The following is a 12,022-nucleotide window of genomic DNA, read 5'->3' on the forward strand; positions in this document are numbered from 1 at the left end:
TGTCCAGTAAATTTTGGGCAGAAAGAAGGCCCGCACGGAATTACTGTGCGGGCCTTCTCCTTGCTAGAGACTAGACGCCGTAGTAGAGCTCGAACTCGTAAGGGTTCGGACGCAGCGACAGCGGAATGATCTCGAATTCGCGCTTGTACTCGATCCAGGTGTCGATCAGGTCCTGGGTGAAGACGCCGCCGGCCTGCAGGAACTCGTTGTCGGCCTCGAGGGCGAGCAGAGCTTCCTCCAGTGAGCCTGGAGCCTTCTGGATGTCCTTGGCTTCCTCGGCGGGCAGCTCGTAGAGATCCTTGTCGATCGGATCAGCTGGCTCGATCCGGTTCTTGATGCCGTCGAGGCCAGCCATCAGCTGTGCAGCGAAGGCCAGATACGGGTTGGATGAGGGATCCGGCGCGCGGAACTCGATGCGCTTGGCCTTCGGGTTTGAACCCGTGATCGGGATCCGGATACCGGCCGAGCGGTTACCCTGCGAGTACACCATGTTGACCGGGGCTTCAAAGCCCTTGACCAGGCGGCGGTACGAGTTGACCGTCGGGTTGGTGAACGCCAGCACGGCCGAAGCGTGCTTGAGCAGGCCGCCGATGTACCAGCGGGCCATGTCGGACAGTCCTGCGTAGCCGCGCTCGTCGTAGAACAGTGGCTCGCCGGCGCTCCACAGCGACTGGTGGCAGTGCATGCCTGAACCGTTGTCGCCGAAGACCGGCTTCGGCATGAACGTTGCCGATTTGCCCCACGCATCGGAAACGTTCTTGACGATGTACTTGAACTTCTGCAGGTCGTCAGCTGCGTGAGTCATAGTGGTGAACTTGTAGTTGATCTCCGCCTGGCCCGCGCCACCTACCTCGTGGTGCGACCGCTCGACCTCAAGGCCGGCGTTGTCCAGCTCGACGCAGATCGCATCGCGGAGGTCGGCCTGCTTGTCGACGGGGGACACGGGGAAGTAGCCACCCTTGAACGGAGTCTTGTTGCCAAGGTTTCCGCCCTCTTCCTCGCGGCCGCTGTTCCAGGGGGCTTCGACCGAGTCCACCTTGTAGAAGCTGCCCTGGGGGAGGGATTCGTACTGCACGTTGTCAAAGATGTAGAACTCGGCCTCTGGCGCGAAGAACGCGGTGTCAGCGATGCCGGTTGAGCTCAGGTAAGCTTCGGCACGTTCTGCCACGCCCCGTGGGTCACGGTGGTAGGGATCGCCGGTCCGAGGGTTCACAATCGAGAAGCTCAGCGCGAGCGTCTTCTCCATGCGGAAGGGATCAATGAACGCAGTCGTAGGGTCCGGAATCAGCTGCATGTCCGACTCGGCAATTCCCTGGAAGCCGCGGATCGAGGATCCGTCAAACAGCTGCCCGTTGACAAAGAAGTCTGCATCGACTGTCTTTGCGGGAACGTTGAAGTGCTGCTGCACTCCGGGAAGGTCGGTGAATCGGACGTCGACAAACTTTACGTCTTCGTCAGCGATGAACTTGAGGACTTCGTCCGCATTCTTGAACATCGTTTATGCTCCTAACGCATGTGGGGGATAACGACCGGGCGCAGATCAGTGGCATTGAGCGCTCCGCCGCAATAGTTACAACTGTAGGAGATTGCAGTTTCCCACTGGTGTCGCAATTGTTTCCGGCACGTTACTTAAGGATGGTCGGGTGACTGGGGCTCTTTTAGCCTAGCCTGATTTGGGCTCATCGGTCGGAAAGTGAGCTTGGGTACGACCGCGACGCCGGGAATCCGTGCCACCCGGAGGCGTTAAGATTGGACGGTGGTAGATAGAAATGACATCGGCTCATGGCTCGGCGGCTCGCCGTCGAACCACACCAACTACTGGCCGGGGCAGGGGATGGGCCGGCCGAAGGAAGGGCCCGCGGCGATCGCCCGGCCAGCTCGCCGCGTCGGTGCGTTGCTGCTCGACTGGGCCCTCAGCTCGCTGATCTCCTACCTGTTCTTCGACTACAACAGCTTCGCGACGCTGGGCGTGTTCGCGGTGACACAGATCCTGCTGGTCGGCTTCTTCGGCTACAGCATCGGGCACCGCATCATGGGGATGCAGGTGCAGACAGTCAGCGGTCGCCCCGCAGGGTACGGGAAAGCGGCGGTACGAACCCTCTTGATCTGCCTGGTGATTCCCGCGCTCATCGTGGACCGTGATCAACGCGGTGTGCACGACCGCGCCGTCCAGACGGTCCTTGTCCGGATCTAGCAGGCCGTCCGGATCTAACTGGCCGGGTCGTACATGAACGCGCGCAGTTCCTGCGAGCACCTGCACGCTGCTGCTATTTTTCGGGCCCACTCGACCGCTTCATCTCGGGTGGGGAGCTCCAGCACCGCGAAACCGCCCCGTAGCTCGCTGCCGGGATAGATTTCGGTGTTCACCTGACCGTCAGCGGAGACGAGAACGGGATCCACTTCCTCGTCGATTCCGCCGCCGAACACATACACGCCGGCCGCTTTGGCTTCCTCGATCACCGCGTGTGACTCGGCGACGACGGTGGGGAACTCCTCGTCAGTGAGGACCATGGCTTCGCTCGGGAAAGAGATGAGGTATTTAGTCATGGCCCGATGGTGCCACCAACAGCCGGTGGCGGTCTAGCGTCTAGCCGATCATGTAATCGAAGGTCTAGCGTCCGCGCATGGCCTTGCGGTCCGGGCGGGCCTTGAACGGATCGACGCCCTTGGGGATGGGCAGCTTGGTGCCCAAGGCGGTGAGGCGTTTGTTGACGGCCTGGACTTCCTGCTTGGTCAGGGTCTTCTTGAGCTTCTGCGCCTTTTTGGCCACCTTCGCCAGGGGAAGCTGGCCCTCGCCGCGGCCAGCTTCGATGACGTGAATCTGGACGTTGGGGACAATCCTTGCCATCTTGCGCCGTTCGGCGTCGATCAGGGGCTTCACCCGTGCGGAAGGACCCTCGGTAACGAGGACGATTCCGGGACGGCCGATGGCACGGAACACGGCGTCCTGCGACCGGGGATTCATGGCAACCGGCTGATCCTGGAGGATCCAGCCACGGCGCAGCACGCTGAGCGCGGCGCCCGCGGCTCCCGGCTGGCCCTCAATCTGCGAGAAAGCCGCGCGTTCGGCGCGCCGGGACAGGATGAACACTGCCGCGAGGAAGCCCAGGGGAATCGCGATGATGAGCATCGTGATCCAGTTCTGGATCAGGAAACCAATGACCAGGCCGACGGCGACGATCGAAAGAAACGCGAGCAGCATGACCCAGACAACGTTCGGGTCGTTCCGCCGGGTCATCTTGAAGACCTCGGAGATTTGCTTCATCCGCCCGGTCTTCTTCGGCCCCTTCTGGGGCTTCGGCTTCCGGGAGAAAAGGCGCCGCTTGGGGGTGGATGATCCGTCTGATTCAATGCTGTTGGCCATAGTGCCTCAATTCTACGTGATCCTCTAATAGCGGGTGGACGTGCCGAAAGCACCCCCGGCCGTCAGACCTGGGGTGCTTTCGGCAGACCTCACGGACTAGCCCGTGGGTGCGAGACTCGACGCCTCCTGGAGCGTCGAACCGGAGTCTTCGATGTGGGCCAGCGCTGGGGGAAGTTCGAGTCCCTTCTTGCGCATGGCCCGTGCCCAGAGTCGGCCGGCACGGTATGAGGACCGGACCAGTGGCCCGCTCATGACGCCGAGGAAACCGATCTCCTCGGCCTCCTCGCGCAATTCGACGAACTCCTGAGGCTTCACCCAACGGTCCACTGGGAGGTGGCGTTCGCTTGGCCGCAGGTACTGGTTGATCGTGATCAGGTCGCAGCCGGCGTCGTGCAGATCCTGCATGGCCTCGGAAATTTCTTCCCGGGTCTCGCCCATGCCGAGGATCAGGTTGGACTTGGTGACCATCCCGAGGTCCCGGCCCTGCGTGATCACGTCAAGCGAACGCTCGTATCGGAAGGCGGGGCGGATGCGCTTGAAGATCCGGGGGACTGTCTCGACGTTGTGCGCAAAGACCTCGGGTGCGGCGTCGCAGATCGCCTTGATGTGTTCCGGCTTGCCGGAGAAGTCGGGGATGAGGATCTCGACGCCGGTGCCGGGGTTCATGCTGTGGATCTGCCGGATGGTTTCCGCGTAGAGCCACACGCCCTCGTCAGCGAGGTCGTCGCGGGCGACGCCGGTCACCGTGGCGTAGCGCAGGTTCATCGACTGCACCGACTGGGCAACCTTGAACGGCTCGCTGCGGTCCAACGGCTGGGGCTTGCCGGTATCGATCTGGCAGAAGTCACAGCGACGGGTGCATTCGGACCCGCCAATCAGGAAGGTTGCCTCGCGGTCTTCCCAGCACTCGAAAATGTTGGGGCAGCCCGCCTCCTCGCATACCGTGTGGAGGCCTTCCTTTTTCACCAGGTTTTTCATGGCCACGAACTCGGGGCCAATGTTCACCTTCGCTTTGATCCAGTCGGGCTTGCGCTCCACCGGGATCTCGGCGTTTCTGGCCTCGACTCGGAGAAGGCGTCGTCCTTCGGGGGCTAGACTCACGGGTTATGCTCCTTCCGGCCGGTGGGGACCGGCAGGGTTGACTGTGCTTGACGGGCGGGAAACCTCTGCCGCCTCGACAACCAGTGATGGTTCATTCTTGCGCAGTTCCTCTTCAATCCGCGAAACGACGTCTGACGGGGTCACCGTCCCGCCCGTTTCCGCCGAGATGGTGGTCACCCCGGCATCGTTGATCCCGCAGGGCACAATCTGCTCAAACGGGGCCAGATCGTTGCTGCAGTTGACGGCGAACCCGTGCATGGTGACCCGCCGGTTGATGCGGATCCCGATCGCGGCGATCTTTCGGTCCGGCCTCTGGTCGTCCGCCGCTACCCAGACTCCCGACCGGCCCTCGATCCGGATCCCCGTGATCCCGTAGTCCCGCAGGACGGCGATGATCACGTCCTCGAGGATGGCCACATAGCCAGCCACCCGCGTCGGTTCGGGGAGCGCGAGGATGGGGTAACCGACCAGCTGGCCGGGACCGTGCCACGTGAGTTTCCCGCCCCGGTCCACCGGGACGACGGGCGTCCCGTCGAAGGGCCGCTCGTGCTCCTCGGTGCGACGCCCCGCCGTGTACACGGCGCTGTGTTCCAGAAGCAGCACGGTGCTGGGCGCCGTGCCAGCCACCACGCCGGCGTGGAGTTCACGTTGCAGATCCCAGCCGGTCTCATAGTCGACGAACTCCGGGTCCAGCCCAATACGCGAGTACTGAAGTGTCATGGCTTAAGGGTAGACCTGCCCGGGGACCAAAGTTCACAGCGTCCGTCAGCGTGGCCCGGAGGCCTGTGGATAACTTCTGCAGGATTTCCCGGCATCCATTAGAACTGGGACATGGACAGCACACCCGCCGGCGAGGGCCGCCGGAACGATCAGGACGCCCGTCCACCCAGCGTGCCCGGTTACCAGTGCGAACGCCTCCTGGGCACTGGTGGTAGCGCGTCCGTGTGGCTGGTCTGCAACGGTCAGGGAGCGGTTTTCGCACTCAAGGTACTGGATTCGGCGGGTCGGGGTGACCACGGCGTGGACGTGGTCCGCCGCGAGCAGCTGATGCTTTCCCGGTTTGCCCACGAGCACCTCCTCGCTCTCCACGAGGTGGTGGAGACCGGGCAGGGCACCGCGCTTCGAATGGACTACGCGGCTGGCGGATCGTTACTGAACCTTGTCTCGGCGCGGGGACCGCTCTCCCCAGGCGAGGTGGTGACCGTCCTGACGCCGATGGCCCAGGTGCTCGCCTATCTGCATGACGGAGGTGCCGTTCATGGTGATGTCGCGCCCGGCAACATCCTCTTCACCGAGTTGGGTAAGCCCCTGCTCGCCGATCTGGGAATCGCCCGCCTGATCGGGGAAGGCAGTCATGTGGCGGCGGGCACCCCGGGGTTTCAGGAGACGTCAAGCGACCACCACGGGTTGAACACCGAAGCGGACCTGTACGCCCTGGCCGCTGTCGGCTGGTTTGCCCTGACCGGCAGAATCCCCGGCCCGGCGAGCCAGCGTCCGCCGCTGTCACTCCTGGTCCCCGACACCCCCGAGGCGCTCGTTGACCTCATTAGCTGGGGGCTGGAGTCAGATCCAGGCGATCGGCCCACCGCGATCGAATTCGCGCGGGCCGTGCAACGAACGGCGACAGCCACACCGCTGGACCTGCTGGCGGCCGTCCACCCCGATGTCACTCCGAGCCTCAGGACCAGGCGAACCGACTCGGGCGAACCAGAGAAAAAGCGCCGGCGACGGGGACTCACGGCTTCCGTCGTCACCCCCGTTCCCCGTAGGTCCACCCCACGCCGGGTAGCTCCCGCTTCGGGTGCACGACGCCGGGCCGCCGCCCCACCCCGGCGCCGGGCACGCAAAGTTGCGGCCGTGCTGTTCGCTGCCCTCACCCTGCTTGTCCTCGCGATTGCTGCCGTGCTGGTCAGTGTGCCCGGACCCGTGGACGCCGGAAGAATGGGCAGCGTCGAACTCCCGGACGGTGCCGTCCTGTCGGGCTCGACACCGACACCGTCAACGTCACCGACACCGTCACCGGCAGTGACGGCGATACCCCTCCCGACCCCACCGGTTCCGGTTGCACCACCGACGCGGGCTCAGACCCAGTCTCGGGGGTCCACTCCGGCAGCTGGACCAACGGTGCGCGCCAGCGACGCGGCAGCCGATGTCCTGACCGAAGCCCTCGCCGGAACCGATCCACTGGTGGTGCTGCCGCACCTGTCTCGGGTCCGGGAGCGCGCCTTCGAGACGGCCGATCCGACTCTGTTGCGGTACGTCTTCGTCCCTGAGTCGCCGGCGATGGCCGCCGACGAGGACGCCGTCGTCGAGCTGGCTACCCGCGGACACGTATTGACCGGGCTCAGCATCGGCCTGGAGAACCTTGAACGAATAGAGCTCCCTGCGGGCAGCACGGCTGATGACGCGGCAACGGTCACGGTGGAGGTCGCCGCGACGGCCACCACCTCGGGCTATGCCGAGGCCTCGCCGGACGGCGAGACGCACCGGGTTGACCCGGAGGCAGTCACCCAGCAGCTGGTCTTCGTCCTGCAGCGGGTGGCGGACCGGTGGCTGATCCGGGAGGTGAGGGAACCCTAGGCGCGAGAACCCGAGAAGGGAAAACCCGGATCCGGCAACCCTAGGCGCCCCGTGAGTCCCGAACCCACCGGACCAGATCGTCCAGCGAGTCCTCGCGGAACTCGAATCCAGCGTCCCTGAGCACCGTCGGATCCAGACGTGCGCTGGGCAGAAGTAACTCGCGCGCCAACTGTCCCAGCACCGCGGTCAACAACCATTCCGGCACCCGAAACCGGGTGGGACGGTTCAGGGCGGCGCCCAGCGCCTCCGTCAGCTCGGTGACCGTCGCCGGGGAAGGAGACGCAATGTTGACCGGCCCGCTGACCTCGGCCTCCAGCAGGAAAGCCATCGCGCGCGCCTGGTCGTCGAGGGTCACCCACGGCCACCACTGCTTCCCGGAGCCCAGCGGTCCACCGACAAAAAGCCGCAGTGGCACAAGGAGCTTGGGCAGGGCGCCACCCTTGGTGGACATCACTACACCGGTGCGCATCAGGACGGTGCGGACCGAATCGGGTGCCCGCAACGCCTCGGCCTCCCACCGCCTGCAGATGTCGGAGAGCAGCAGGTCGCCGGAGGCTGCGGATTCCGGCAGCAGCTCCGATCCACGGTCCCCGTAGTATCCCGACGCCGACTGGCTCAGGAACACTGTTGGCGGTGATTCCGCCCGCTGCATGCTGTCGACCAGCGTGCGGGTGGCAGTCAGCCGGGACGAGTAGAGCGTTTCCTTGTAGCCGCGCGTCCACGGCGCGCCAGCGATCCCCGCACCGGAAAGGTTCACGACGGCGTCGGTGGCATCCATGATTGCCGGGTCCAGGCCACCCGCCGTGGGGTCCCACTGGATTTCATCCGGGGCGGACGGAGTGCGGCGGACCAGCCGCGTCACCACATGGGGCCCGGGGGCCACCTGCTGCATGAAGGCCTTGCCAATGGTTCCGGACGCACCGGAGATCAGAATTTTCATACCCCTATCCCACCATCCTGCGCGGCCCAAAAGGAACAGGTGGTGCCCGTGGCGTCCAGGGGTTTTCCACACTCGTACAGTCGGCCGACGCGGGGCCGCCAGTGACTATGATCGTGGGATGGTTCCCTCACACTATTTGCGCTTCCCACATGTCCACGGTGACCTGATCACTTTTGTCGCTGAAAACGATGTCTGGGTTGCCCCTCTGACGGGGGGACGGGCCTGGCGTATTTCAGCAATGCAGCTGCCCGCACGCGGCCCCCGGTTCTCCCCGGATGGGACCACCATCGCCTGGACCGTCACCCAGGCGGGCGCTCCGGAGGTAGTGGCCGCCGGCACAGAAGGCGGCAATTTCCGCCGCCTGACCTACTGGGGCCATCAGAGCACCAAGATCCGGGGGTTCACTCCCGACGGCGATGTCATCGCGACCAGTGCGTTCCGCCACCAGGACCCACGGCACGCGTGGGGGTACCGCGTACCCCTCGACGGCTCAGCGCAGACCGTTTACCCCTACGGCCCACTTGACGCAGTGGTCCAGGGCCCGGTGACCGGAGGCATCCAGCCGGTCGTCATTGCCAGTGTCCTGACCCGCGAGCCCGCCTGGTGGAAGCGCTACCGTGGCGGCACCGCCGGGAAGCTCTGGATGGACGCCGACGGGTCCGGAGACTTCGCCCGATTCATCCCGGAGCTCGACGGAAACATCTCCGACCCCCTGTGGGTGAACGACCGGCTCGCCTTCCTCTCCGACCATGAGGGCTACGGGAACCTGTACTCGGTCACCGCCCAGGGGCAGGACCTGCAGCGACACACCGACCACGACGACTTCTATGTCCGGCACGCCACCACCGATGGCACCCGGGTGGTCTTCGAATCCGCCGGTGTCCTCTGGCTGATGGGCTCGCTCGACGCCGAGCCCGTCCCGCTGGACATCTCCCTCGGCTCTGCCTCGACCGGACGCCGCCCCCAGCCGCTGAACGTGGTCCGGCATCTGGCTGCCGCCACCCCGGTTCCTGCCGGCACAGCGAGCATCGTCGAGAGCCACGGCACCCTGCACTGGCTGACCCACAGGGACGGACCGTCACGCGTGGTGGAAGCCACCGCCGGGGTGCGAGCCCGGCTCGGCCGACCGCTTGGCGCCGACCGGGTGGCCTACGTCGCCGACCACGACGGCGAGGAGTCCTTGTTCATCCGGGACGTGTTTGCCACCGGAGTCCCAGGCGCAGGGCCCAGGGCAGACGTCCCCTCGACGGTCACCTCCCTGAAAACAGCGGCAACCGCAACGCCGGTGACAGACGGAACGGCAGCTGAAGATACCGTTGTGGCGCAGGATACGGCCGCCGCCTCGGGAGTTTCGCGGTGGGCGTTCGACGGTCCATTCCGTGCCAGCAACCTCACCACCAGCCCGGATGGAACCCGGGTGGCCATCGCCGGGGAGATGGGCGAAATCCTTGTCCTGCAGCTCTGCAGTGGCACCCTGTTCACCCTCGCGTCAACCCATCACGGGGCGGTGGACGATCTGGCGTTCTCCCCGGATTCACAGTGGTTGACGTGGGCCGAACCTGTCACTGGCGAAGGGGCCAGGACCCGGGTCCGGCTCGCCCGGACGGAACCCGGCGCGGAGGTCCACAACGTGACCGATGGCCGGTTCCGCGACCACTCGCCGGTCTTCACCCGCGACGGCCGTTTCCTAGCCCTCCTCTCTGACCGGAGTTTCGACCCGGTGTATGACACCCACCGCTTCGATCTCAGCTTTCCCGTGTCCACCAAGCCCTTCCTGGTGGCGCTGTCGGCGGAGACGCCGTCACCGTTTGGGCCGTCAGTGCACCCGGCCGCCTCCGCACCGGGGGCCGCCATGGGCGCCAGCCAGGCCGACGACGAATCTGACGTCAGCATCACCGTCGACCCGGAGCACCTGGCCGAGCGGATCATCGCTGTACCCGTTCCTCAGGGCAACTACGAGGGTCTACGCGCCGTCGACGGTGCGCTGCTGTGGACAGCGATGGAGCGCGTCGGGGTGACCGGCGACGGGCGGGCCACGACCACGGCGAAGGATCCGGCGAAACGCCTTGAACGTTTTGACCTCGCCAGGCGTGACGCCGACACCCTGGTGTCGGAGGTGGACAGCTTCGAGGTGAGCGGCGACGGCGCCACAGTGGTCGTCATCCACGCAGGCAAGGTGACGGCCGTCCCCACCAAGGGCAAGGTCGACAAGGACTCCCCGGACAACGTGGAGGTCGACCTGGGCCGGATCCGCGTCCTCCTCGATCCCGTCAGCGTCTGGCGCCAGGCCTTCGACGAAACCTGGCGGTTGCAGCGCGACTTCTTCTGGGACCAGGGCATGGGCGGCCTCGACTGGCCCGCCATCCGGGACCGCTACCGTCCGCTGGTGGAGCAGCTGGGATCACATGACGACCTGGTGGATGTCCTCTGGGAGGTCCACGGCGAACTGGGAACCTCCCACGCGTACGTGACGCCGCTGCTGTTCGGAGAACCGGGAACGGGTGCCCAGGGCTTCCTCGGCGCGGAACTGGCTCCGGCCGAGCAGGGGTGGACAGTCCAGCGCATTTTCGCCGGCGAGTCCTCCGACCCACAGGCCGTATCCCCACTCACCGCCCCGGGCGTCGCAGTGGAGGTGGGGGACATCATCGCAGCCGTCGACGGCGTCCCCGTCCCGTCGGCGCACGGGCCCGCAGTGCTGCTCACCGGTGCCGCTGGCAAGACCGTCGAACTCACGGTGGTCAGGCGCCAGGACCAGGGTGAACCCCAGGTCCGGCGGGTGGCCGTGGTGCCGCTGCGCAGCGAGGAACGGCTGCGCTACCAGAACTGGGTGACCGCCAACCGGACGCTCGTCCACGAGACCTCGGAGGGACGTTTCGGCTACCTTCACATTCCGGACATGGTGGCCAGGGGGTGGGCGCAGCTGCACCGCGACCTCGACCGGGAGACCGCCCGCGCCGGACTGGTGGTGGATGTGCGGAGCAACCGAGGGGGCCACACCTCCCAGCTGGTCGCCGAACTTATTGGCCGCAAAGTCACCGCCTGGTCCTTTCCCCGGGGCGAGCAGCCGGGCACCTACCCCGCGCACGCGCCCCGCGGACCGGTGGTCATCCTGACCGACGAATTCGCGGGGTCCGACGGGGACATCATCACGCAGGTGTCAAAGCTCAGGGCGATCGGCCCGGTGATCGGGTCGCGTACCTGGGGCGGCGTCGTCGGAATCGACGGCCGGTTCTCCCTCGCGGACGGAACGGCTGTCACCCAGCCACGGTATGCGTTCTGGATGACCGGCGGCGTGGCCTGGGGCGTGGAGAACTACGGGGTGGACCCTGACATCGAGGTGCCATTCCCGCCGCACGCCCATGCGACGGGAAATGACCCACAGCTCCAGCGTGGGATGGAAGTCCTGCAGGAGATGATCGCTGCCACCCCCACCGACGTGCCACCCGTGCGGACGAACTACCCGCAGCTGAACCCGGGCAAGCTGCCGCCGCGGCCACCGCGTCGCTAGCCAGGCCGGGCATGCAAAAAGGCGGCCACCCGGGTAACCGGATGGCCGCCTTTACTGTCTACGCTACTCAGGAGCTAAGACTGAAGCGTCGCCTCAAGGGTGATGCTCTTGACCCCGGCCAGTGCCTGTGACACTGGGCAGCCGGTCTTGGCTGATTCGGCAAGCCGCTGGAAATCAGCGTCGTCGATGTCCGGGATGGACGCGTTGAGGACCAGCCGGATGGCGGTGATTCCTTCACCAGGTACGAAATCGACCTCGGCTTTGGTTTCGATCCTCTCGGCAGTCTTGCCCTCCTCGCTGAGCGCGAGGCTGAATGCCATGGAGAAGCAGGAGGAATGGGCGGCAGCGATCAGCTCTTCCGGGCTGGTCTTGCCTCCCGCGTCCTCCGAACGTGCCTTCCAGGTGACGTCATAGGTGCCGATACCGGATGTGTCGAGGCTGACCTGTCCGCTACCGGACTGCAGGTTGCCACTCCAAACGGTGTGGGCTGAACGTGATGTAGCCATAGCTGTTCTCCTTCGGGTTGGTA

General features: G+C 65.6%; 10 protein-coding genes. 3 read left to right on the forward strand and 7 right to left on the reverse strand.

Annotated features, from left to right (window positions below; all coding sequences use genetic code 11):
- Positions 1 to 70 precede the first annotated feature (70 nt).
- Positions 71 to 1,495 (reverse strand): type I glutamate--ammonia ligase, encoded by a 1,425-nt coding sequence (gene glnA / locus IWX64_RS08020; RefSeq protein WP_196866614.1) that lies wholly within the window; start codon positions 1,493 to 1,495, stop codon positions 71 to 73.
- Positions 1,496 to 1,756: 261 nt separating this feature from the next.
- Here glnA and IWX64_RS08025 point away from each other — a divergent pair, with 261 nt between their 5' ends.
- Entirely contained in the window at positions 1,757 to 2,194 is a 438-nt protein-coding gene (locus IWX64_RS08025; protein WP_196866615.1) for an RDD family protein, read from the forward strand.
- Between the two features lie 14 nt (positions 2,195 to 2,208).
- On the opposite strand, the gene IWX64_RS08030 is transcribed toward IWX64_RS08025, so the two are convergent.
- The 4 genes from IWX64_RS08030 to lipB all read right to left on the reverse strand — a co-directional run bounded on the left by IWX64_RS08030 (position 2,209) and on the right by lipB (position 5,185).
- A complete protein-coding gene (locus IWX64_RS08030; RefSeq protein WP_196866616.1) occupies positions 2,209 to 2,547 on the reverse strand; it encodes a YciI family protein in 339 nt (112 codons plus the stop codon).
- A gap of 64 nt (positions 2,548 to 2,611) precedes the next feature.
- Positions 2,612 to 3,364 (reverse strand): DUF4191 domain-containing protein, encoded by a 753-nt coding sequence (locus tag IWX64_RS08035; RefSeq protein WP_196866617.1) that lies wholly within the window; start codon positions 3,362 to 3,364, stop codon positions 2,612 to 2,614.
- Positions 3,365 to 3,460: 96 nt separating this feature from the next.
- Positions 3,461 to 4,465: a lipoyl synthase gene (lipA, locus tag IWX64_RS08040; RefSeq protein ID WP_196866618.1), complete on the reverse strand. Its 1,005-nt coding sequence runs from the start codon at positions 4,463 to 4,465 to the stop codon at positions 3,461 to 3,463.
- A gap of 3 nt (positions 4,466 to 4,468) precedes the next feature.
- Complete coding sequence (gene lipB / locus IWX64_RS08045) at positions 4,469 to 5,185, reverse strand: lipoyl(octanoyl) transferase LipB (RefSeq protein WP_196866619.1); 717 nt, start codon at positions 5,183 to 5,185, stop codon at positions 4,469 to 4,471.
- A 111-nt stretch (positions 5,186 to 5,296) separates the two neighbouring features.
- On the opposite strand from lipB, the gene IWX64_RS08050 reads away from it, so the two are divergent.
- On the forward strand, positions 5,297 to 7,045 hold the full coding sequence (locus tag IWX64_RS08050) for a protein kinase domain-containing protein (protein ID WP_196866620.1): 1,749 nt from the start codon (positions 5,297 to 5,299) through the stop codon (positions 7,043 to 7,045).
- 40 nt (positions 7,046 to 7,085) lie between these two features.
- On the opposite strand, the gene IWX64_RS08055 is transcribed toward IWX64_RS08050, so the two are convergent.
- On the reverse strand, positions 7,086 to 7,985 hold the full coding sequence (locus IWX64_RS08055) for a TIGR01777 family oxidoreductase (protein ID WP_196866621.1): 900 nt from the start codon (positions 7,983 to 7,985) through the stop codon (positions 7,086 to 7,088).
- Positions 7,986 to 8,103: 118 nt separating this feature from the next.
- On the opposite strand from IWX64_RS08055, the gene IWX64_RS08060 reads away from it, so the two are divergent.
- Positions 8,104 to 11,493, forward strand: coding sequence for a S41 family peptidase (locus IWX64_RS08060; protein ID WP_196866622.1), 3,390 nt, complete (start codon positions 8,104 to 8,106; stop codon positions 11,491 to 11,493).
- A 74-nt stretch (positions 11,494 to 11,567) separates the two neighbouring features.
- Here IWX64_RS08060 and IWX64_RS08065 read toward each other — a convergent pair whose 3' ends face one another.
- Positions 11,568 to 11,999 carry an OsmC family protein gene (locus tag IWX64_RS08065; protein WP_196866623.1) on the reverse strand — a complete coding sequence of 144 codons (432 nt, stop codon included), beginning with the start codon at positions 11,997 to 11,999 and terminating at the stop codon, positions 11,568 to 11,570.
- Positions 12,000 to 12,022 lie beyond the last annotated feature (23 nt).

The sequence above is a fragment of the Arthrobacter sp. CAN_A212 genome, assembly GCF_015752345.1.
GTDB lineage: Bacteria > Actinomycetota > Actinomycetes > Actinomycetales > Micrococcaceae > Arthrobacter_D.